The sequence below is a fragment of the Dorea sp. BIOML-A1 genome, from assembly GCF_009875615.1.
In the GTDB taxonomy this organism is placed as follows: domain Bacteria; phylum Bacillota; class Clostridia; order Lachnospirales; family Lachnospiraceae; genus Dorea_A; species Dorea_A amylophila.
Genome location: NZ_WWSA01000044.1, coordinates 1 through 21,542 on the forward strand (window position 1 = coordinate 1; position 21,542 = coordinate 21,542).

Here is a 21,542-nt window from a genome sequence, read left to right on the forward strand (position 1 = left end):
TAAGTGCTTCGCTCGACTTGCATGTGTTAAGCACGCCGCCAGCGTTCATCCTGAGCCAGGATCAAACTCTCGTTAAAATATCTCAAACCTGCTTTAACACAGATTCAAAAATCAAGTTCGTTCCAGTTCAAGAAAACTACTAGCTTTCTTATCCCCTTTACTGTTTTAAGGTTCGACATTTAATGTCTGTTCTGAATAATTCTCTTTAGAATTTTCAGGGTTGTTGTCTATTGTTTAATTATCAAGGTTCGTTGTTGTTTTTGTTCAACAGCTTGTTTAGTATATCACATACTCAACTGCTTGTCAAGAACTTTTTTAACTTATTTTTCACTTTCTTTTTACAAATCTTTTAAATAATTTGTTTGCGAAAGCTTATATATAATACCATGTATTTTTCGAAGTGTCAAGATGTTTTTTCATCTTTTTTTAACTTTTCTTTTTATACATTTTTCAGTATCATATATGGCCGTAAAAAAACTATCTGAAAGCTCGTTTCAGACAGTTCTCACTGGCCTAACGGAGAAAGAGGGATTTGAACCCTCGCGCCGGTTACCCGACCTACACCCTTAGCAGGGGCGCCTCTTCAGCCTCTTGAGTATTTCTCCAGCGAAAGTAATTATAACAAGCCTTAATGTGAATGTCAATTACTTTTTTCATATTTTTTACATTTTCTTCCCACGGGTATTTTCACTGCTTTTTCGCTATTCTCTCTGCAATGATTCTAAGTATGATGGTAGATGATATCGATCAGCTGACTTCTCTTCAGTCTTCGAAATTCTTTGTCCGTCATACGGCTCTCTCCTGGTTATCTTCTTCTGCGTCTTCTTTTATGTCCCTGCCATCCAGTGCGCCATCGATCATCTTGAGCAGTTCCAGTGCCGAGCGGAAGTTCTCTGTCTTTCCTTCTTCCACCCATGTAACTTTTCCCTGCCAGCTGCTGTGTTGTCTTTGTTCTACTCTAATTATGAATGTTCCTTGTTCACCATTATTCTTTAACATCTCTTCATCACTCAACTTTCTTGTCATTTTTATCCGCTGTGTCTTTTCATGCTTTATAAAATAGTGGCTCTCTGTTCCAGGAAACGGATATCCCAACCGGTCAAAAAAAGCATCGATTTCGAAAACTGCTTCCAGCATTCCTCCAATGCGGATCGGTTCGGTCTGATATCTGTGATAAATACGTCCATTTATTTTTTCATCCCGATAATAGTCCACACATAGAATGATTCCCCATGGTGTTCCAATATAATTTCCTGTATTACTCACTTCTCCCGGTCTCCTTTCCCATCTTATTTTCAGGCAGACATTCCTACTCTGAGAATATTTTACCCAACGACATGACAAAGAAACCGTCTAAACTTTTAAAAAGGCAAGTATTTTTCTCTATTTTCTTAGACTTTTTCAGACTGTCACATATATCGGAATATGTTGTTATATTATAGTAAAAGAACCATCCTGCCTGCGTCCCGCATGCTGAATAGTTTTTTACCCAAAAAAGAAGGATCTTCAAGTGTTATCTTAAAGATCCTTTTCATATACTACACTGTTCACATAATATCTCACGCCGGTTCTCTGACGGTCTGTGAGGAATTTGTAATTGATTCTCTTCTGAATTACCGCACAGTCTTCTCTCGTTGTATTGATCAGCAGTACCAGGTATTGTCCCTTGCTGTAATGGTTCACGACATCACTGTTGCGGATCGATGTGCAGATGGATTCTTCCAGTCTCTTTGCCAGTCCTTCCAGCATGGCTCCTTCTTTCATCGGTCTTCCTTTGCTGTCCACAATGGTACACAGCATAAGATAGATCGACTGTCCGCTCCGTTCCAGCATCCTCACCAGATGATGATAGATTCCGCGGAATGTCGGATAACTGCACAGATATGCCCCTTTTGGGATTCCTTTTTCTTCCAAATTATGCTGGATGTTGTCCAGTACGTCGTAGGAATGCATCACCTGGTTACCAAGCTGGTTCAGGGAATCCAGAAGACGTTTGGACGGTTTTAATCCCCGTTCTTCAAAATATCGTTCTGCCGTATCGGCATACAGATCGGTGGCTTCTTCTACACATTCCCGGAACATGTCCTCATACCGTCTTGCTTCAATGGCAACCCAAATCACACTCTGCCGTTTCACAAGGAATTCTCCGGTATAGATCTCGAATATTTTTTCGAGGTCTTTTATCTTTTTATCCGGATTTTTCTCATGTTTTATTCTGTTGTATATCTGGTCAAATTCAGTTGCATCTTCCTGTACTTTGATCTCGTCATTCCAGTAGACGACACCGTTTCTGATCTCTATATAGTTTACATCCGGAAGTCCTGCTTTTTCCAGTCTCTTCTTTGCGTTGTAAATGACGCTCTGAAGGGCATGATGTACATTTTCCACTTCCCGTTCCCCGAACAGTTCCTGTTCCAGGCGGTCCCTGCTGACACCTTTTTTCCTTTCATGTATCAGCATCTGCATCATGGAAGCGAACTGTGTCTCTCCTACTTTTCTTCCGAACAGGGATTTTCCGTCATATATCATGGAAAAACTGCCGAATGTCTTAACCTGTAATATTTTTTCTCTCATTTCCCTGTAATCCTTTTATACATTTTCATTGATCGTATGCTGGATTCTCTCTCTTACAATTGCTGCAATCTCTGTTGTCTTCATGTCTTTGTATTCTTCGTAAAGCAGCGGCTCTAAGAAATGTACCTGTACATTGACATGTTCTGTTGTCTTAGAGTCGAACGGCACGAAACAGTTGATCAGTGCTACCGGAATGATCGGACATCTTGCCCTGGTCGCCGCTTTGAAGCTGCCGCCTTTGAAGTCCTGTACCTGATTGCCCTGTCTGGATCTTGTTCCTTCCGGGAAGATCAGAAAGTTTCTTCCGTTCTTCACGTCATTGCTGACATTTACGATCACCTGCAGTGACTGACGCACATCTTCGCGGTCGATCATGTATGCCTTCATGCAGGTGAATACCTGCTTGAGAAATGGTACGTCGGCCACTTCTTTTTTGGCGACTACCGCGAACGGGCGCGGGCATGCTTCCATAATGGCGAGCACGTCGTAGAGTCCCTGGTGATTCGGGTAGAACATGAATCCGTCCTGTTCGGGGATGTTCTCCTGCCCGTGTACCTCGATATGGATATTCCCGGATGTATTTGCCCGGTGATCGATGTATTTTAATAATTTATAGTGTTCTTCTTCCGTATATTTGTCTACGTGTCTGGCATGGTAGCATAACTTGTACCAGTAGACCGGCACGAAGAAAATATTCCGGAGTACCATCAGAAGGATTCTTCTCATATCTTTGCATACTCCTTGATCGCAGTTTCGTACAGGTTATTGCCTTCGCTGTCGATGACTACGATGAGCGGAAGGTTCTCGACCTGTAATTTACGGATGGCTTCGGTTCCGAGGTCTTCGTACGCAATGACTTCTGAGGATTTGATACATTTGGATAACAGTGCACCGGCTCCTCCGATGGCTGCAAGGTATACGCATCCGTTACGTACCACCGCATCGATCACTGCCTGGCTTCTCTTGCCTTTTCCGATCATGGCCGTCTGACCGAGATCCAGCAGACGTGGGGCATACTTGTCCATACGGCTGGCGGTTGTCGGTCCGGCTGATCCGATCGGGCGTCCTTCTCTTGCCGGAGATGGTCCCATGTAGTAGATTGCCTGGTCTTCGATGTCGATTGGAAGTGATTCCCCGCGGTCCAGTGCTTCATCCATGCGCTTGTGTGCCGCATCTCTTGCTGTGTAGATGGTTCCTGTGACATATACATAATCTCCTGCGTGAAGAGATCTGGCTGTTTCTTTTGTAATTGGTGCTGTGATATGCTTGTCCATACTTACACCTCCCTGATGATATGACGGTTCACATGGCAGCAGATGTTGACTGCAACCGGCAGTCCTGCGATGTGTGTCGGGTATGTATTTACATTCACTGCAAGAGCTGTGGTCGTTCCTCCGAGTCCGCCCGGTCCGATTCCAAGCTTGTTGATCGTCCCAAGCATCTCTTCTTCCAGGTCTTTTACCCAGGCAGTTCCGGAATGGGATCCGGCTTCTCTCGTAAGGGCTTCTTTTGCCATCAGTGCACATTTTTCAAATGTTCCGCCGATTCCTACGCCGACTACCATCGGCGGACAGGCATTCGGTCCTGCGTCTCTGACTGCTGTAAGGATCGCTTCCTTTACTCCTTCGATCCCGTCAGCTGGTTTTAACATGAATACACGGCTCATATTCTCGCTGCCGAATCCTTTTGGCGCAACCTTTATCTCTACTTTATCTCCCGGCACGATACTGTAGTGGATCACTGCCGGTGTGTTGTCTTTGGTATTCTCGCGGATGATCGGATCTCCTACGACGGATTTTCTTAAATATCCTTCTACGTATCCCTGACGGACACCTTCGTTGATGGCATCCTCCAGACTGCCTCCTTCGAAGTGTACGTCCTGACCGATCTTCATGAAGATGACGGCCATACCTGTATCCTGGCAGATTGGGATCATGTCTTCTGCAGCGATTTTCAGATTATCCTGCAGCTGATCCAGAATCTGACGGCCCAGTGGTGCTTCTTCTGTCTCCAGTGCGTGTTTCATTGCTTTGTCCATGTCATCGGCAAGGAAATGATTCGCCTGGATGCACATGTCTTTTATATTTTCTGTGATTGTATTTACATTGATCGTTCTCATCTATATCCTCCTGGGGACATGGGATTTTTTGGAACCTTCTGTTCCTGCTCAAAAAAACCTGTCCTTTTTTATTTTACCCTGTTCCAAGATGATATACAAGTTTTTTTCGCCGTGGTATAATGGATTTAACACATTTTTCAGGAGGGATTATAATGACAACAAATGTAGATTTAGAGAAACTTCAAAAGGATGCCGTGGACATCTTTAATCAGGGTTTTGCCTGTTCAGAATCTGTCATTTATGCAATCAAGGAGAATTTTGAACTGGACATGTCGGATGATGCAATTGCTATGAGTTCCGGATTCCCATGGGGGCTTGGCGGAGGCGGATGTATCTGTGGTGCACTCGCCGGAGCAACGATGTGTATCGGATATTTCTTCGGACGTAAGACACCTGGTGATCCTAAGATTAACCGCTGTTTCAAGCTTTCGAACGAAATCCACGATTTCTTCAAGGAATACTGTGGTGCAACATGCTGCCGTGTTCTGACAAAAGGCAAAGAGAAGAATTCTCCGGAACGTAAAGCACAGTGTACAGACTTTGTAGCTGCTACTGTGAAGAAGACTGCGGAGATCATTCTTCGTGAACTTGCTGCAGATGAGGCGGAAAAATAAAAATATTTTTTCAAAAAACGAGGCGGAAATTTTTTAATCTTCCGCCTCGTTTTATATCTTTATTCTTCTGTCTCTACGTTCTCTGCATCTTCTGTACTTTCTTCCGGCTCTACCAGATCATCTTCTGATTCATCGCCTTTGCGTACTTTTGCGATACAAGCTACTTTATCGCCTTCCGGCAGGTTGATAAGCTTCACTCCGGATGTCACTCTTCCGAGTTCTGAGATTCCGTCACACTTCATACGGATGATGATTCCCTCCGTGTTGATGATCATGATCTCATTGTCCTCATCTACTGCTTTCACACCTACAACGTTACCGGTCTTCTCTGTGATCTTGTAGCACTTCACACCTTTACCGCCGCGGTTCTGGGCTGTGAATTCATCGATGGAAGTACGTTTGCCCATTCCATATTCTGACACGATCAGCAGGTCTGTTCCCTGTGAATCGATCTGCATTCCGATCACTTCATCACTGTCTACCAGGTTCATACCACGGACACCCATGGATGTTCTTCCTGTCGGACGTACATCACTTTCATTGAAGCGGATACACTGTCCATACTTTGTAATCATGAATACATCATGATCGCTGTCTGTATATTTTACCTCGATCAGCTCATCTTCCTCACGGAGTGTGATTGCTGCAAGTCCTGTCTTTCTGACATTTGCATATTCTTTGATCGGGGTCTTCTTGATGAGACCTTTCTTGGTAGCCATCAGCAGATATTCGTCATCGTTATATTTCTCGATTGGAATGACCGCACTGATCTTCTCGCCCGGCATTAACTGTAACAGATTCACGATTGCAGTTCCTCTGGATGTTCTGCTTGCTTCCGGGATCTCGTATGCTTTCATGCGGTATACACGTCCGGTGTTCGTAAAGAACATCAGGTAGTGATGTGTATTGGTCATGAAGAGTTCTTCTACATAATCCTCGTCCAGCTTCTGCATACCTTTGATTCCCTTGCCTCCACGGTTCTGGGCTTTGAATGTATCGTGAGACATTCTCTTGATATATCCAAGCTTTGTCATCGTGATGACAACATCTTCCCTTGGGATCAGGTCTTCCATGGAGATATCGAACTCATCGAATCCGATGGATGTTCTTCTCTCATCTCCGTATTTATCACGGATCACAAGGATCTCTTCTTTGATTACGCCAAGTAATAACTTTCTGTCTGCGAGGATCGCACGTAAATGTTCGATCTGCTCCATCAGTGCTTTATATTCTGCTTCGAGTTTTTCTCTTTCCAGACCTGTCAGGGCACGCAGTCTCATGTCTACGATCGCCTGCGCCTGTACATCTGTCAGTCCGAAACGCTCCATCAATTCTGATTTTGCGATCTGGACAGTCTGTGAACCTCTGATGATCTTGATCACTTCATCGATGTTATCTAATGCGATCAGTAATCCCTGTAAGATATGCGCACGTTCTTCGGCTTTATTTAACTCATACTGTGTACGGCGTGTCACAACTTCTTCCTGATGTCTCAGATAGTAGTTGAGCATCTCCATCAGGTTCATGACCTTCGGCTCGTTGCCGACCAGTGCCAGCATGATCACACCGAATGTGTCCTGAAGCTGTGTATGTTTGTATAACTGGTTCAGGATAACATTTGCATTGGCATCTCTCCTGAGTTCAATGACTACGCGCATTCCTTCACGGCTTGACTGGTCACTTAAGTCTGTGATGCCGTCGATCTTCTTATCACGTACCAGTTCTGCGATCTTCTCGATCAGTCTTGCTTTATTCACCATGTAAGGAAGCTCACTTACGATGATGCGGCTCTTGCCGTTCGGCATCGCCTCGATATCTGTCACCGCACGCACACGGATCTTGCCGCGTCCGGTTCTGTATGCCTCTTCAATTCCTCTGGTTCCAAGGATCATACCTCCGGTCGGGAAGTCCGGTCCTTTGATTATCTTTAAAATCTCTTCGATCGTTGTCTCTTCTTTATCCTCGATCTGGTCATCGATGATCTGTACAACCGCATTGATCACTTCACGCAGGTTGTGCGGCGGGATATTGGTCGCCATACCTACAGCGATACCGGAAGTACCGTTAACCAGAAGGTTCGGGAATCTTGCCGGCAGAACGGTAGGTTCTTTCTCCGTCTCGTCAAAGTTAGGAATAAAATCAACGGTATTTTTATTAATATCCGCCGTTAATTCCATGGAAATCTTACTCAGTCTTGCCTCTGTGTATCGCATGGCGGCAGCACCGTCACCGTCCACAGAACCAAAGTTACCATGTCCGTCTACCAGCGGATATCTGGTAGACCATTCCTGTGCCATATTAACCAATGCGCCATAGATCGAACTGTCACCGTGCGGGTGATATTTACCCATCGTATCACCGACGATACGTGCACACTTTCTGTGCGGCTTGTCGGGACCGTTATTCAGTTCGATCATAGAGTACAGAATTCTTCTCTGTACCGGTTTCAAACCATCTCTTACATCCGGCAGTGCACGGGACGCAATAACACTCATCGCGTAGTCGATATAAGAGGTTTCCATTGTCTGTTTCAGATCCACTTCGTGGACTTTGTCAAATATATTGTCTTCCATCAATCTCTCAGAGATGTAAGTATCTCTGTTCCTCCTTTCTTCTACACGCTGTTATTATACATCCAGGTTCTTGACATATTTTGCATTTTCAACGATGAACTCACGTCTCGGTTCAACTTTGTCACCCATCAGGGTGGTGAATGTAAGGTCCAGTTCACTCGTTGTCTCATCGTCCATCGTTACACGTAAGAGGATACGGTGCTGTGGATCCATGGTGGTATCCCAGAGCTGCTCGGCATCCATCTCTCCCAGACCTTTGTAACGCTGGATCTTATTATTCCCGTCACGTCCGACTTCTTCGATGATCTTGCTTAATTCTTCGTCACTGTATGCATACCATACCTTCTTGTTCTTCTCAAGCTTGTAGAGCGGCGGTTGTGCCAGATATACATATCCCTGCTTGATCAGTTCCGGCATGAAACGGTAAATGAATGTCAGAAGCAGTGTACTGATATGTGCACCGTCCACGTCGGCATCGGTCATGATGATGATCTTGTGATAACGCAGCTTGGAAATATCAAAATCCTCATGGATTCCGGTACCAAATGCTGTGATCATCGCCTTGATCTCGGCATTGCCGTAGATCTTATCCAGTCTTGCCTTCTCTACATTCAGGATCTTACCACGAAGCGGAAGGATTGCCTGTGTCGCACGGTCACGTGCAGTCTTCGCAGAACCACCGGCGGAATCTCCCTCTACGATGTAGATCTCACAATTCTCCGGATTCTTGTCAGAACAGTCTGCAAGCTTTCCCGGAAGTGCCATGTTATCAAGTGCTGATTTTCTACGTGTCAGGTCTCTTGCCTTTCTTGCGGCTTCTCTCGCACGCTGGGACATCACAGATTTCTCCACAATGATCTTACCAACGGCCGGATTCTGCTCAAGGAAGATCTCAAGCTGCCTGCTGACCACATTATCAACCGCACCTCTCGCCTCACTGTTACCAAGTTTCTGCTTGGTCTGTCCCTCGAACTGCGGGTCTTCGATCTTGACACTGATGATCGCTGTCAGACCTTCACGGATATCTTCACCGCTTAAGTTCGGCTCATTTTCACGCAGAAGCTTATTCTTTCTTGCATAGTCATTAAATGTCTTTGTGATCGCATTACGGAATCCGACAACGTGTGTTCCGCCTTCCGGAGTCGTAATGTTATTGACAAATCCATACGTATTATCGCTGTAAGAATCGTTGTGCTGCATAGCCACTTCTACAGACACATTATTGACCATGCCTTCACAGTAAATGATCTGCTCATAAAGTGGTGTCGCACTCCGGTTCAGGTAAGAAACGAATTCTTTGATCCCGCCCTCGTAGTGGAATGTTCTTTCTTTTGGTTCTTCCTCACGTTCATCACTGAGCACGATCTTCAGACCTTTTGTCAGGAAGGCCATCTCACGGAATCTCTGTTTCAGGACATTAAAATCAAAGATCGTTGTCTCGAAAATGGTATCGTCCGGCAGGAATGTGACTTTTGTACCTGATTTTCCTTCTTCACATTCTCCGATCACTGCCAGTTTCTCCGTAACTTTTCCACGTTCATAACGCTGCTGGTAGATCTTTCCATCATGGAAGATCTCTACTTCCAGCCAGTTGGAGAGCGCATTTACAACAGATGCTCCAACACCGTGAAGTCCTCCGGATACCTTGTATCCTCCACCGCCGAACTTTCCTCCCGCATGCAGTACGGTAAATACGACTTCTACCGCAGGAAGCCCTGCTTTGTGGTTGATACCAACCGGAATTCCACGTCCATTATCGATAACGGTCACCGAATTGTCTTTATTGATTGTTACATAAATCGTATCACAGAAGCCTGCCAGAGCTTCATCTACGGCATTATCGACAATCTCGTATACAAGGTGATGCAAACCTCTGGAAGATGTACTTCCAATGTACATACCAGGACGTTTGCGGACTGCCTCAAGACCTTCCAATATCTGAATTTCATCTGCGCCGTATTCATGCTGTACTTTTTCTGTACCCATTCTCAGTCCTCCTAGTTTTCTTTCGTTACCTGTCCGTTTTGGACATGGAACACTTTGTTTATTGAAAAGCGGTGATTTACAAAATCCTCAACTCCTGTACAGGTGATCAGGGTCTGTATATCATGTATGCTGTCTAACAGATAGTTTTGCCTGTGTTTATCAAGTTCAGACAATACATCGTCAAGTAAAAGTATCGGTGTGTCATGCGTTGCCAGCCTGACCAGTTCAATCTCCGATAACTTCAAAGACAGGGCAGCCGTTCTCTGCTGTCCCTGGGAGCCATATCTGCGGATATCCATATCGCCGGTCAGAAATCCGATGTCATCTCTGTGTGGTCCCACCGTTGTGCTCTTCATTCTGAGATCTCTGTCACGATACCGTTTCAGTGCCTGTTCAAACGGCAGATCCCCCGTACTTGGCTCATATATGATCTGCAGACTTTCTTTGCCGCCGGTCAGCTTCTGATGGATCTTCGCAATGATCTCATTGATCTGTGCGACAAATTCTTTCCTTCTGGCGATCAGCCTCTCCCCATATTGTACCATCTGCATCTCCCATATTTCCAGTGTATCTGAAAGTTCTTTCTTACCGCCGAAACTTAACTCTTTCAGCAGACGGTTTCGCTGGTTCACGATACGGTTATAGTTCGACAGGTTATTCAGGTACACCTTATCGAGCTGCGAAAGTTCCAGATCGATAAATCTACGTCTCTCTGCAGGTCCGTTCTTGATGATATTGAGGTCTTCCGGCGAGAAGAATACAAGATTCACGATCCCGAAAAGTTCACTTGCTTTCCGGATCGGCATCTTGTTTATCGCAATCCCTTTCGGGCTGTTCTTCTTCAGGTGCATGTCGATCTGATAACTGATACCATTCTTCTCCACCACAGTCTCAATGTGGGATTCATCCTCACCGAACCGTATCATGTCCCTGTCTTTCGACCCGCGGTGGGATTTGGTCGTTCCGGACAGATACACCGCCTCCAGAATATTCGTCTTCCCCTGCGCATTGTTCCCGTAAAAAATATTCGTAGAACCGTCAAACTCCACATTCAGAAGATCATAATTTCTAAAATTCTTTAATTTCAGGGAATTAACCTTCAATTCTGATCTCTTCTCCGTCAAATAATACGATATCGCCGCCATATAACTTACGTCCGCGGCGTGTATCTGTCTCGCCATTTACCATGACCAGACCTTCCTGTATCACTTCTTTTGCTTCTACTCCGGATTCCACCATTCCCGCAGCTTTTAAAGCCTGTCCAAGCTTGATATATTCACCTCGTAATATAATTGTCTCCATACGTCTTGTATCCTCTCCCGGATATGCATTTCTTTGTATTTTTATGCATATTTTTCTTCTTTTAGCCGTTGTTTTATTATACTCATTGCTATATACTTTTGCAAGCATTCCTGCATTTTATCTTGTTTTTTATTTCGTACCCGAAAAGGCTCTCTTCAGGTCTTCCCGGACAGTCCTATGCTGCGGAGTTAAAGTTGACCGGAAGGATCAGGTAGACATAACTTTCCGCATCATCCTTGATAAAGCAAGGTGCTTTTGCATTCATCAGATAGATCGTCACTTCCTCATCATCGATAACACGGAGTGCATCGATCAGGAATTTCGGATTGAATCCGATCAGCAGATCTTTTCCTTCTTTCGTGATCATGATCTCTTCATTCATAGATCCGATCTGGGATTTGATTTTTAATTCCATCAGTTCATCGCCGATGTTGATGATGATCGGTTTTTTATCGCCTTCTTTTACCAGAAGTGTTGCACGATCGATACAGCTGAGCAGTTCTTTTTTGTTGATTCTTACTTTTGTCTCGTAATCACTGGATAACATCTGATCGATTCTGAAGTATTCACCTTCGATCAGGCGGGATACCACGATGGTATTATCAAATTCGAACACGATATGGTTCTTTGTATATGAAATCGATACCACATTTTCAGCTTCTCCCGAAAGGATCTTACTGATCTCGATCAGGGTTTTTCCCGGTACAACCAGTTTTCTGTCCGCAACACTTTTCTTCAGCGGAACCTTACGGATGGAAATTCTGTGTCCGTCAAGCGAAACAACTTTCAGAATATTGTCACTAATATCAAACAATTCACCGGTCATAAGCTTGTTGCTCTCGCTGTCAGAGATTGAGAAAATAGTCTGACGAATGACTTCTTTTAATGTGAATTGAGAGATTTCGATAGAATCTTCTTTTTCGATAATCGGTAAGTAGGCAAATTCATCACCAGGTTTGCCGGCAATATCAAACTTTGCTTTTTCACAGGTGATCACGGTCTGAAGATTATCTAACGTTTCGATCGTTACTTCATTATCCGGAAGTTTTCGAACGATTTCTGAAAAAATCTTCGCATCGATTGCGATCATACCACGATCGATGATGTCTCCGGAGATCTCTGTCATGATACCAAGTTCCATATCATTAGCTGTTAATTTGATAATATCTGTTGTTGCATCGATTAAGATACATTCAAGGATTGGCATTGTTGTTTTAGAAGGAACTGCTTTGGAAACAATACTGACACCTTTGACCAGATTCGATTTACTGCAGGTAATTTTCATGTGTGTATAACTCCTTTCGTACGTGTGTAATGGATAAATAAATAAAATAGTTTCCGCCTCAGCCGTCTTAGGGGATGTGGAAAAGAGGAAAAGTGCCTCCAGCCCACTGTTTGCAAGGAAAATCGGCTTTGAAAACTCTGTGGAATCTGACTGGATTATGTGTGGAACTGTTGTTGAAAACTTTTTCGTTTCTAAAGACAGTTGCAGAAATCCTGTGGTTTTCCCAAGGCTATCCCATAGTTATCCACATATGATAATTAGATTTTCCACATAGTTATTCACAGCTGAAAACAGCAAAATAAGGCTAAGCCGGGTTGATCTTCTTCTTTATGATATTAATAGTGTTAGAAAGAGTCTCGTCCGCCTGTAATTCGTTCTCGATTTTTTCGATTCCATGTTTGATGGTAGAATGATCTTTTCCCCCAAGGATGACACCGACTGCTTTTAATGAAGTTTCTGTCATATTACGGATCAGATACATGGCAATCTGGCGCGGAAAGACGATCTCGGCGTTACGTTTGCCGCCTTTGAGGTCGGCAATAGACACACCAAAATGATCGGAAACGATATCCAGGATCAGTTCCGGTGTAACTTCTCTCTTATTATCCGAAGAAATGATGTCTTTTAATGCTTCTGCTGCGAGCGCAATATCGATGGATTCGTTATTGTTCAGCTTATAAAGTGCGATCAGCTTATTAAGAGAGCCTTCAAGTTCTCGGATATTTGTCTTAACGTTCGTTGCGATATACTCGAGTACATCATTCGGAATGTTATATTTTTCCAAATGATCCAGTTCGATCTTCTTCTGAAGAATCGCCATACGGGTTTCATAGTTAGGTGATGAAATATCAGCGATCAGACCCCACTCAAAGCGCGTACGAAGTCTGGCCTCCAAAGTCTCAATATCTTTTGGCGGCTTATCAGACGATATGATGATCTGCTTTCCGGAAGTATGCAGATGGTTAAATGTATGGAAGAACTCTTCCTGTGTACTTTCTTTTCCTATAATGAACTGGATATCATCAATCAAAAGTACATCATTATTACGGTATTTATCGCGGAATTTCGACATTGCGGACTCGTTTCCGGCGGTTTTACCGTTCTTCAGAGCTTCGATCAGCTCATTTGTAAATGTCTCACTGGTTACATAGAGTACTTTTTTCTTTGGATTCTTGTCCAGAATAAAATGCGCGATCGAGTGCATCAAATGGGTCTTTCCAAGTCCAACACCTCCATATAAGAAGAGAGGATTGTATACTTCTCCCGGAGATTCGGCAACAGCAAGGGAAGCTGCGTGGGCGAAATTATTATTCCCGCCGACAACGAAGGTATCAAATGTATACTTCGGATTCAGCCCGGCTTTCTCCGCAGCACTTTTGCTTTTTTTCTTCTGATTCGCTTCAATGGCCATATTCTGGATCTCATTCAGTCTGTCATCATCTTCCGAAATGAAGACAACGTCATATTCAGTTCCGGTAGTCTCCGCAATGCATACCTTTAATGGAAGCTGATATTTTTTCTCTATATATTCTACACTCGCATTCATATTTACCAATATAAATACGGTATTGTCTACAACATCGTAGACCTTCAACGGTTGTATCCATGTATTGAATGATACATTGGATAACTCGTGTTCTACCCTGAGATGTTCGATAATTTCAGGCCATTTTTCCTTCACTGTATTCATCATATTTACTCCTAATCTGTCTGATTCGCGGATTTTCACCTATAAACCCACTCTTCTACATTGTACATCAAAAAGTTGCTTTAGGCAATCTTTAATCGTGCACTTTGATGCATGTGAGAAACTGTGGAAAACTCAATCCCAATTATCAACATAGTAAAAATGCGTATGTAAAGGGGAAAAAACTAAAAAAATATATGATTTCCACACGTTATCCACAGAAATCCACAAAGTTTTCCACAAAATGTGGATAAATATATTTTAAAAATTTGCGGAATTGCTTGACGTAGAGCGGTTTTTTTAATATAATCAAGGCTGATGTCTTATGAAAATTAGGGAGAACATCCCTTGGAATAAAATAAGGAGGTGGATATCCATGAAGATGACATTCCAGCCAAAAAAGAGACAGAGAGCTAAAGTACATGGCTTCAGATCTAGAATGAGCACAGCAGGTGGAAGAAAAGTACTTGCTGCAAGAAGAGCAAAAGGAAGAAAGAAATTATCAGCGTAGGCCGCATATATGTGGCCTTTTCTTCTACTCAGAATAATTAGGAGAATCACACAATGAAGTATTCCGAATCACTGAAAAAGAACAAAGATTTCCAATATATATATAGAAAAGGAACATCTTATGCCAACAAATATCTGGTTATGTATGTACTGGAGAATGGGACTGGTCAGAATCGATTAGGAATATCTGTAAGTAAAAAAGTAGGAAACAGTATAGTACGGCACAGATTAACGAGGTTAATCCGCGAAAGCTATAGATTACAAGAAGAACGGTTCAGATGTGGATTGGATATTATTGTTATAGCAAGAATAGGCGCCAAAGGAAAAGGTTATAAAGAGATTGTCGGCGCAATGCTCCATCTGGCCCATCTTCATAAGATTATAGATGAGGGGTAACGTATTATGAAGAAGATTCTGCTCACTGGTATCAGATTTTATCAGAGATATCTGTCTCCGATAAAGGGCGGTTCCACCTGTAAGTTTTATCCGACCTGTTCTCAGTATGCGAAAGAAGCAATTGAGAAATACGGCGCGTTAAAAGGGGGACGGCTGGCAGTGTGGAGAATTCTGCGCTGTAATCCGTTTACCAGAGGAGGGTACGACCCTGTTCCTTAAAAAGATTACAACTACATATGGAGGAAAAAATTATGGTACCAAGTTTACTGACTGCCGCTAACTGGCCGATCGTCGGACAGCTTTGCTGGATTCTGGGTAAGGTAATGAACTTTATCTATAATTTACTGGACAACTGTCTGCCAAGCGATAATGGACTGGTAGGTCTGTCAATCATTCTGTATACGATTTTTGTGTATACGTTATTACTTCCACTTACAGTACAGCAGCAGAGAACATCGAAGATGTCATCTGTTATGAATCCGGAGATTCAGGCTATACAGAAGAAGTATAAGAATAAAAAAGACCAGGCATCAATGATGAAACAGCAGGAAGAGATTCAGCAGGTGTATGACAAATATGGTACATCGATGTCAGCAGGATGCCTTCCGTTACTGATTCAGATGCCGCTGTTGTTTGCTTTGTACCCGGTTATCTATAATATCCAGAAATATGTTCCGGAGATCAAGACAGCTCCAAAAGCAGTAAATGTATTCCTGACCCTTCCTGACCTGACCATCTCACCTATGCAGATGATCAAGAACAGCGGGGACTATGGATTTGCACCGGTTGTTATTATTATTACTGCAATCTTGCTTCCGGTATTATCTGGTCTGACACAGTACGGAAGTATCAAGCTTTCACAGGCTATTTCCGGACAGCAGCTTGATAAAGATAACCCGATGGCATCTACGATGAACACGATGAATGTGACAATGCCGCTGTTCTCGGTATTTATGGTATTTTCACTTCCGACAGGTATCGGTCTGTACTGGATCGTCAGTGCGGTAGTACGTTGCGTTCAGCAGATATTTATCAATAAGCATTTAAGCAAGATGTCTGTAGATGAGATCCTGGAGAAAAACAAGGAAAAGGCTGAGGAAAAACGTGTAAAACGCGGCGAGAAGAATGAACGAATCGCAGCAATGGCTCAGACGAATACCAAGAATATGAACAACCAGGCATCCATGAAAAAGCAGAGTACATCTAACTTAAGTGAAAAAGAAAGAGAAGCCAGAGTGGAAAAAGCGCACCAGAAAGCAGACAATGCGAAGAAAGGAAGTCTCGCATCAAAGGCAAATATGGTGAAGAAATTTAACGAAAATGATTAGGGGGCGGCTGTAATGGAGGATTACATTACCTTATCAGCAAAGACACTGGACGATGCGATTACAGAGGCACTGGTTCAGTTAGGCGTAACAAGTGATCGTTTAGATTATATTGTTGTTGAAAAAGGAAGCGAAGGTTTCCTTGGAATCGGAAGAAAGCAGGCTGTGATCAAGGCCCGCAGAAAACAGGAAGAAAAACCGGTTGAAGAAGTTGTAAAAGAAGAGCCGAAAGTGGAAGAACCGGTAAAAGAATATTCACACGCCAGAAAACCGGCGAGAGAAGAGAAGCCGGAAGTAAAATCTGCTCCAAAGAAAGAAGCAGAACTTGCAAAGGTGGAACCACAGACGATCGAGACATGTGAGAAATTCATCTATGATGTGATGAATGCAATGGGCATGGAGGATGTAAAAGTTACATCTGCTGTAGATGAAGAAGGTGCACTTTCTATCAATATGGAAGGAAGCAATATGGGTATTCTGATCGGAAAACGAGGACAGACACTTGATTCTCTGCAGTATCTTACAAATCGTGTTGCCAATAAGATGCAGGATGGATATGTAAGAGTGAAACTTGACACAGAGGATTACAGAAGAAGAAGAAAAGAAACACTGGAAAATCTTGCAAAGAATATCGCAAGTAAAGTTAAGAGAACAAGAAAGACAGTTTCTCTTGAGCCGATGAATCCATACGAGAGAAGAATCATTCACTCTGCGCTGCAGTCTGACCCGGCAGTATCCACACACAGTGAAGGTGAAGAGCCTTACAGAAGAGTTGTGGTAACACTGGTAAGAAACAGAAATAACCGATAATTAAGAGACAGGGGTCTTTAAGCGGCCCTTGTCTTTTTTGATACCAAAGTATGGAGGAAATATGGAACAATTATATAATTCCACAATTGCCGCAATATCTACGGCAATGAGTAATTCCGGGATCGGAATTGTACGAATGAGTGGTCCGGAAGCATTTCAGATCGCAGACCGGGTGTATAAAGGGAAAAAAGAGAAGAAGTTATGTGAACAGCAATCACATACGATCCATTATGGGTATATGGTTGATGGAGATCAGGTGATCGACGAAGTACTGGTCATGCTGATGCGCGGGCCGCACAGCTACACCGGTGAAGATACGGTGGAGATCAACTGTCACGGCGGAGTCTATGTGGTAAAGCGTATTCTGGAGCTTCTGATCAAAAATGGTGCGCGCCCGGCAGAGCCGGGAGAGTACACCAAGCGTGCGTTTCTAAATGGCAGACTGGATCTTTCACAGGCAGAGGCTGTCGGGGACCTGATCGCATCGCAGAACGAATATGCTTTACAGAGTTCAGTGAGCCAGCTTAAGGGCAATATCAAAGATAAGATCGGTGAAATGCGTGAAAAGATCCTGTATCACACTGCATTTATCGAGACCGCACTGGATGATCCGGAGCATATCAGCGTTGATGGATACGGGGAAACACTAAAAAAAGTGGTTGATGAGATCATAGAAGCAATGAAAAGATTGCTAGATAGCTGTGATGATGGTAGGATTATAAAAGAGGGCGTACGCACAGTCATCCTCGGAAAACCGAATGCGGGGAAATCATCCCTGTTAAATGTACTTCTCGGTGAAGACCGGGCAATCGTTACAGATATTGCAGGTACAACCAGAGATGTATTGGAAGAACACCTGAATCTGAAGGGAATTTCTTTAAATATCATGGATACTGCCGGCATCCGTGATACGGAAGATGTGGTAGAAAAGATCGGTGTTGACCGTGCAAAAGAATATGCAGACAAGGCAGACCTGATCCTGTATGTGATCGATGCATCCAGACCGCTGGATGAAAATGATGCAGAGATCCTGCATCTGATCAAAGGAAAACGTGCGATCATTCTGCTGAACAAATCCGATCTGAATATGCAGGTGAAAAAAGATCAGGAAGAGCTGCCGGAGGAATTCCCGGTGATCGAGATCTCCGCAAAGAATGTGGAGGGGATCGGAGAACTGGAAGATACGTTAAAGGAGATGTTCTTCCAGGGCGAACTGACATTTAATGATGAAATCTATATTACGAATGTGAGACAGAAAACAGCACTTCAGGATGCATATGCCGCACTTGAACGTGTGAATGACAGCATTGCCGCAGATATGCCGGAGGATTTCTATTCGATCGATCTTATGGATGCATATGAAGCTCTCGGCAATATCACCGGCGAAACGATAGGAGAAGATTTGGTTAATGAGATATTCAGCAAATTCTGTATGGGAAAATAAAGATAAATATGATGTTGTCGTCATCGGTGCCGGACACGCAGGATGCGAGGCGGCACTGGCAACGGCGAGACTTGGATTTCAGACACTGGTATTTACCGTAAGTGTGGACAGCATTGCGATGATGCCGTGTAATCCGAATATCGGAGGAAGTTCCAAAGGCCATCTGGTAAGAGAACTGGATGCCCTTGGCGGAGAGATGGGAAAGGTCATCGACCGTACATTTATCCAGTCAAAAATGTTAAATAAGTCCAAAGGCCCGGCGGTACATTCGCTTCGTGCACAGGCTGATAAGGCGGTCTATAGCAGAACGATGCGCCGTGTACTGGAAGCGCAGGAGAATCTTGAGATCAAGCAGGGAGAGGTGGCAAATCTCCTGGTGGAAGATGGAAAGATTACCGGAGTGCAGACATTTTCGGGTGCAACTTATCACTGTAAGGCGGTTATCATCTGCAGCGGAACTTATCTGAAGGCACGTTGTATCTATGGGGATGTGAGTCAGTATACCGGTCCGAACGGACTGCAGGCGGCCAATCATCTGACCGATTGTCTGAAAGAACTGGGAATTAAGATGTACCGTTTCAAGACAGGAACACCTGCCAGGGTAGACCGTAAAACCGTGGACTTCAGCAAGATGGAAGAGCAGTTCGGAGACGAGAGGGTAGTGCCGTTTTCATTTACTACAAATCCGGACGATGTGCAGATCGACCAGGCTTCATGCTGGCTGACTTATACAAATGAGACGACACATGATATCATCCGTGCCAATTTGGACAGATCACCGCTGTATTCCGGAATGATCGAGGGAACGGGACCGAGATACTGTCCGTCGATCGAAGATAAAGTTGTAAAATTTGCAGATAAAAAGCGTCATCAGGTATTTCTTGAGCCGGAAGGACTGGAGACGGATGAGATGTATATCGGTGGTATGTCGAGTTCGCTGCCGGAAGATGTACAGTATGCTATGTACCGCAGTGTTCCGGGGCTGGAGCATGTGAAGATTGTAAGAAATGCATATGCGATCGAGTATGACTGTATTGATGCAAGACAGTTAAAACCATCCCTGGAATTCCGTAACATCAGTGGATTATTCAGCGCGGGACAGTTCAACGGAAGCTCCGGCTATGAGGAAGCTGCCGCACAAGGGCTTATAGCTGGCATAAATGCCGCCAGAAAGCTGCAAGGCAGGGAATCCCTGGTGTTAGACCGTTCAGAGGCTTATATCGGCGTTCTGATCGATGATCTGGTTACAAAGGAAAGTCATGAGCCATATCGTATGATGACTTCCAGGGCAGAGTACCGTCTGCTTCTGAGACAGGACAATGCGGATCAGCGTCTGACGGAAAAAGGCTATGAAGTCGGTCTGATCTCACAGGAGCGTTACGACCGCCTGAAGGAAAAAGAAAAGCTGATAGAGTCGGAAATCGAGCGATTAAAGAATGCTTATGTCGGAACCAGTGAAAAGGTACAGGAACTCCTGGAATCCTATGAAAGTACACCGCTGAATTCCGGAAGCAGTCTGGCAGAATTGATCCGGAGACCGGAATTGTCTTACGAAGCAGTTGCAGATATTGATGTGACCCGGCCAAAATTGCCAAAAGATCTGGCGGAAGAAGTGATCGGACAGGTGGATATTTCCCTGAAATATGACGGTTATATCCAGCGTCAGAAACGCCAGGTAGAGCAGTTCAAGAAGATGGAAAATAAGAAAATTCCGGAAGATATGGATTATGATGCAGTGAACAGCCTTCGTATCGAAGCAGTTCAGAAGCTGAAAGAGTACAGACCGGTGTCGATCGGACAGGCGTCACGCATTTCCGGTGTGTCTCCGGCTGATATCTCGGTGCTGCTGGTATATCTGAGTGGAAATCACAGATAAAGTGCAGAGATACAACGGATTACAGTGGTAAATATATTTGTAATTATATCATAAAATAATATAAATATAATCATATAGTAAATATAATAATAAGTATATAAAATGAATAACATGAAAAATCATACATTTTATATACTTATTGACTTTAGAGAGAAATAAGGAGAAAAATATGGACCAGATTTTGAAAAAAAGCCTGGAAAAGATAGGAATAGAGATCACGGACCGGCAGAAAGAGCAGTTCGATGCCTATCATAAGCTTCTTGAAGAGTGGAATAAGGTGATGAACCTGACCGGAATCACAGAATATGAGGAGGTTGTGGAAAAACATTATGTAGACAGCCTTTCTATTGTAAAAGTCATGGATATGGCTAAGGTAGATCAGGTAATCGATATTGGTACGGGGGCGGGATTCCCGGGATTACCGCTTAAGATTGCATTTCCACATCTGAAAGTGACATTGCTTGATTCGTTGAACAAAAGAATTAAGTTCCTGAATGCTGTAATCGAAGAACTGGGATTGGAAGATATCCACACAATTCATGGAAGAGCGGAAGATTATGCCAAAGATGCAGCATATAGAGAACAGTATGATCTGTGTGTGTCCAGAGCAGTTGCAAATCTGGCAACGTTGAGCGAATATTGCCTGCCTTACGTAAAAGTGGATGGTATGTTTGTACCTTATAAATCGGGTGAGATTGATGAAGAAGTAAAAGAGTCATCGAAAGCGGTAAAGATACTTGGCGGTAAGATTGAAGATGTAGTAAAATTCGAGCTTCCGGGAACAGACATCGGCAGATCGTTCGTGAAGATCCACAAAGTGAAGAATACGGCAAAAAAATATCCACGAAAGGCTGGAATGCCTTCCAAAGAGCCGATACGGTAAGAAAAATAGCAATTTGATAAGAATTTTATGAAAACAAGAAAATGTAAAAGGGGTAATGTTTCATGTGAAACATTACCCCTTTCAGACTGTAGACAAAGTTGGTGCTGGGAGTTATCCCCAGCACCACTTTTCTGTAAATAGCCTCTGTTTTAATAAAA

At 43.6% G+C, this 21,542-nt stretch carries 20 protein-coding genes, 1 tRNA gene and 1 rRNA gene; 9 read left to right on the forward strand and 13 right to left on the reverse strand.

All coding sequences use genetic code 11. From position 1 onward, the window contains the following. The 7 genes from GT508_RS13380 to GT508_RS13410 all read right to left on the reverse strand — a co-directional run. Nucleotides 1–77: ribosomal RNA gene (locus GT508_RS13380) — 16S ribosomal RNA — on the reverse strand; the annotation flags it as partial. A 440-nt stretch (nucleotides 78–517) separates the two neighbouring features. Next, nucleotides 518–605: transfer RNA gene (locus tag GT508_RS13385), tRNA-Ser, on the reverse strand. Nucleotides 606–786: 181 nt separating this feature from the next. Continuing rightward, nucleotides 787–1,266 carry a hypothetical protein gene (locus GT508_RS14750; RefSeq protein WP_243144129.1) on the reverse strand — a complete coding sequence of 160 codons (480 nt, stop codon included), beginning with the start codon at nucleotides 1,264–1,266 and terminating at the stop codon, nucleotides 787–789. Nucleotides 1,267–1,518: 252 nt separating this feature from the next. Then, nucleotides 1,519–2,574: a hypothetical protein gene (locus tag GT508_RS13395; RefSeq protein WP_161144442.1), complete on the reverse strand. Its 1,056-nt coding sequence runs from the start codon at nucleotides 2,572–2,574 to the stop codon at nucleotides 1,519–1,521. A 15-nt stretch (nucleotides 2,575–2,589) separates the two neighbouring features. Continuing rightward, nucleotides 2,590–3,300 carry a lysophospholipid acyltransferase family protein gene (locus GT508_RS13400; protein ID WP_028087574.1) on the reverse strand — a complete coding sequence of 237 codons (711 nt, stop codon included), beginning with the start codon at nucleotides 3,298–3,300 and terminating at the stop codon, nucleotides 2,590–2,592. Next, complete coding sequence (locus tag GT508_RS13405) at nucleotides 3,297–3,848, reverse strand: Fe-S-containing hydro-lyase (protein WP_161144443.1); 552 nt, start codon at nucleotides 3,846–3,848, stop codon at nucleotides 3,297–3,299. The genes GT508_RS13400 and GT508_RS13405 overlap by 4 nt, the downstream gene beginning before the upstream one ends. 2 nt (nucleotides 3,849–3,850) lie before the next feature. Next, nucleotides 3,851–4,693: a fumarate hydratase gene (locus GT508_RS13410; protein WP_161144444.1), complete on the reverse strand. Its 843-nt coding sequence runs from the start codon at nucleotides 4,691–4,693 to the stop codon at nucleotides 3,851–3,853. Nucleotides 4,694–4,845: 152 nt separating this feature from the next. Between GT508_RS13410 and GT508_RS13415 the strand changes: the two genes are divergently transcribed. Beyond that, on the forward strand, nucleotides 4,846–5,307 hold the full coding sequence (locus tag GT508_RS13415; RefSeq protein ID WP_044919805.1) for a C-GCAxxG-C-C family (seleno)protein: 462 nt from the start codon (nucleotides 4,846–4,848) through the stop codon (nucleotides 5,305–5,307). 59 nt (nucleotides 5,308–5,366) lie between these two features. Here GT508_RS13415 and gyrA read toward each other — a convergent pair whose 3' ends face one another. From gyrA to dnaA, 6 genes are all read right to left on the reverse strand, one after another. Beyond that, a complete protein-coding gene (gyrA, locus tag GT508_RS13420) occupies nucleotides 5,367–7,880 on the reverse strand; it encodes a DNA gyrase subunit A (protein WP_161144445.1) in 2,514 nt (837 codons plus the stop codon). Between the two features lie 54 nt (nucleotides 7,881–7,934). Then, nucleotides 7,935–9,866: a DNA topoisomerase (ATP-hydrolyzing) subunit B gene (gene gyrB, locus GT508_RS13425; RefSeq protein WP_161144446.1), complete on the reverse strand. Its 1,932-nt coding sequence runs from the start codon at nucleotides 9,864–9,866 to the stop codon at nucleotides 7,935–7,937. 11 nt (nucleotides 9,867–9,877) lie between these two features. Further along, complete coding sequence (recF, locus tag GT508_RS13430) at nucleotides 9,878–10,969, reverse strand: DNA replication/repair protein RecF (RefSeq protein ID WP_055284836.1); 1,092 nt, start codon at nucleotides 10,967–10,969, stop codon at nucleotides 9,878–9,880. Beyond that, nucleotides 10,959–11,168, reverse strand: a complete 210-nt coding sequence (locus GT508_RS13435; RefSeq protein ID WP_028087567.1) for an RNA-binding S4 domain-containing protein — start codon at nucleotides 11,166–11,168, stop codon at nucleotides 10,959–10,961. The genes recF and GT508_RS13435 overlap by 11 nt, the downstream gene beginning before the upstream one ends. 175 nt (nucleotides 11,169–11,343) lie before the next feature. Beyond that, nucleotides 11,344–12,453 carry a DNA polymerase III subunit beta gene (gene dnaN, locus GT508_RS13440; protein WP_028087566.1) on the reverse strand — a complete coding sequence of 370 codons (1,110 nt, stop codon included), beginning with the start codon at nucleotides 12,451–12,453 and terminating at the stop codon, nucleotides 11,344–11,346. A gap of 304 nt (nucleotides 12,454–12,757) precedes the next feature. Beyond that, nucleotides 12,758–14,143, reverse strand: a complete 1,386-nt coding sequence (gene dnaA, locus GT508_RS13445; RefSeq protein ID WP_055284840.1) for a chromosomal replication initiator protein DnaA — start codon at nucleotides 14,141–14,143, stop codon at nucleotides 12,758–12,760. Between the two features lie 373 nt (nucleotides 14,144–14,516). Between dnaA and rpmH the strand changes: the two genes are divergently transcribed. The 8 genes from rpmH (at nucleotide 14,517) to rsmG (ending at nucleotide 21,384) form a co-directional block, all read left to right on the forward strand. Then, nucleotides 14,517–14,651: a 50S ribosomal protein L34 gene (rpmH, locus tag GT508_RS13450; protein ID WP_021859823.1), complete on the forward strand. Its 135-nt coding sequence runs from the start codon at nucleotides 14,517–14,519 to the stop codon at nucleotides 14,649–14,651. 53 nt (nucleotides 14,652–14,704) lie between these two features. Continuing rightward, nucleotides 14,705–15,046: a ribonuclease P protein component gene (gene rnpA / locus GT508_RS13455; protein WP_028087564.1), complete on the forward strand. Its 342-nt coding sequence runs from the start codon at nucleotides 14,705–14,707 to the stop codon at nucleotides 15,044–15,046. Nucleotides 15,047–15,052: 6 nt separating this feature from the next. Next, on the forward strand, nucleotides 15,053–15,265 hold the full coding sequence (gene yidD / locus GT508_RS13460) for a membrane protein insertion efficiency factor YidD (protein WP_006427130.1): 213 nt from the start codon (nucleotides 15,053–15,055) through the stop codon (nucleotides 15,263–15,265). Between the two features lie 32 nt (nucleotides 15,266–15,297). After that, complete coding sequence (locus GT508_RS13465) at nucleotides 15,298–16,374, forward strand: YidC/Oxa1 family membrane protein insertase (RefSeq protein ID WP_242998897.1); 1,077 nt, start codon at nucleotides 15,298–15,300, stop codon at nucleotides 16,372–16,374. A 12-nt stretch (nucleotides 16,375–16,386) separates the two neighbouring features. Beyond that, nucleotides 16,387–17,181, forward strand: a complete 795-nt coding sequence (gene jag / locus GT508_RS13470; protein WP_118224842.1) for an RNA-binding cell elongation regulator Jag/EloR — start codon at nucleotides 16,387–16,389, stop codon at nucleotides 17,179–17,181. A gap of 61 nt (nucleotides 17,182–17,242) precedes the next feature. Next, a complete protein-coding gene (gene mnmE, locus GT508_RS13475; RefSeq protein WP_161144447.1) occupies nucleotides 17,243–18,625 on the forward strand; it encodes a tRNA uridine-5-carboxymethylaminomethyl(34) synthesis GTPase MnmE in 1,383 nt (460 codons plus the stop codon). Then, on the forward strand, nucleotides 18,591–20,501 hold the full coding sequence (mnmG, locus tag GT508_RS13480; RefSeq protein ID WP_161144448.1) for a tRNA uridine-5-carboxymethylaminomethyl(34) synthesis enzyme MnmG: 1,911 nt from the start codon (nucleotides 18,591–18,593) through the stop codon (nucleotides 20,499–20,501). Before mnmE ends, mnmG begins: the two co-directional genes overlap by 35 nt. Before the next feature lie 169 nt (nucleotides 20,502–20,670). Continuing rightward, complete coding sequence (gene rsmG / locus GT508_RS13485) at nucleotides 20,671–21,384, forward strand: 16S rRNA (guanine(527)-N(7))-methyltransferase RsmG (protein ID WP_028087559.1); 714 nt, start codon at nucleotides 20,671–20,673, stop codon at nucleotides 21,382–21,384. The last annotated feature ends 158 nt before the right edge of the window (nucleotides 21,385–21,542 follow it).

Bases quoted from the DNA above. Each gene is read 5' to 3' on its own strand.
- jag (WP_118224842.1), top strand. From the start codon at position 16,387: ATGGAGGATTACATTACCTTATCAGCAAAGACACTGGACGATGCGATT.
- gyrA (WP_161144445.1), bottom strand. From the start codon at position 7,880: ATGGAAGACAATATATTTGACAAAGTCCACGAAGTGGATCTGAAACAG.
- GT508_RS13400 (WP_028087574.1), bottom strand. From the start codon at position 3,300: ATGAGAAGAATCCTTCTGATGGTACTCCGGAATATTTTCTTCGTGCCG.
- rsmG (WP_028087559.1), top strand. From the start codon at position 20,671: ATGGACCAGATTTTGAAAAAAAGCCTGGAAAAGATAGGAATAGAGATC.
- rnpA (WP_028087564.1), top strand. From the start codon at position 14,705: ATGAAGTATTCCGAATCACTGAAAAAGAACAAAGATTTCCAATATATA.
- GT508_RS13465 (WP_242998897.1), top strand. From the start codon at position 15,298: ATGGTACCAAGTTTACTGACTGCCGCTAACTGGCCGATCGTCGGACAG.
- GT508_RS13395 (WP_161144442.1), bottom strand. From the start codon at position 2,574: ATGAGAGAAAAAATATTACAGGTTAAGACATTCGGCAGTTTTTCCATG.
- yidD (WP_006427130.1), top strand. From the start codon at position 15,053: ATGAAGAAGATTCTGCTCACTGGTATCAGATTTTATCAGAGATATCTG.
- GT508_RS13410 (WP_161144444.1), bottom strand. From the start codon at position 4,693: ATGAGAACGATCAATGTAAATACAATCACAGAAAATATAAAAGACATG.
- gyrB (WP_161144446.1), bottom strand. From the start codon at position 9,866: ATGGGTACAGAAAAAGTACAGCATGAATACGGCGCAGATGAAATTCAG.
- dnaN (WP_028087566.1), bottom strand. From the start codon at position 12,453: ATGAAAATTACCTGCAGTAAATCGAATCTGGTCAAAGGTGTCAGTATT.
- GT508_RS13435 (WP_028087567.1), bottom strand. From the start codon at position 11,168: ATGGAGACAATTATATTACGAGGTGAATATATCAAGCTTGGACAGGCT.
- rpmH (WP_021859823.1), top strand. From the start codon at position 14,517: ATGAAGATGACATTCCAGCCAAAAAAGAGACAGAGAGCTAAAGTACAT.
- dnaA (WP_055284840.1), bottom strand. From the start codon at position 14,143: ATGAATACAGTGAAGGAAAAATGGCCTGAAATTATCGAACATCTCAGG.
- mnmE (WP_161144447.1), top strand. From the start codon at position 17,243: ATGGAACAATTATATAATTCCACAATTGCCGCAATATCTACGGCAATG.
- GT508_RS13415 (WP_044919805.1), top strand. From the start codon at position 4,846: ATGACAACAAATGTAGATTTAGAGAAACTTCAAAAGGATGCCGTGGAC.
- GT508_RS13405 (WP_161144443.1), bottom strand. From the start codon at position 3,848: ATGGACAAGCATATCACAGCACCAATTACAAAAGAAACAGCCAGATCT.
- mnmG (WP_161144448.1), top strand. From the start codon at position 18,591: ATGAGATATTCAGCAAATTCTGTATGGGAAAATAAAGATAAATATGAT.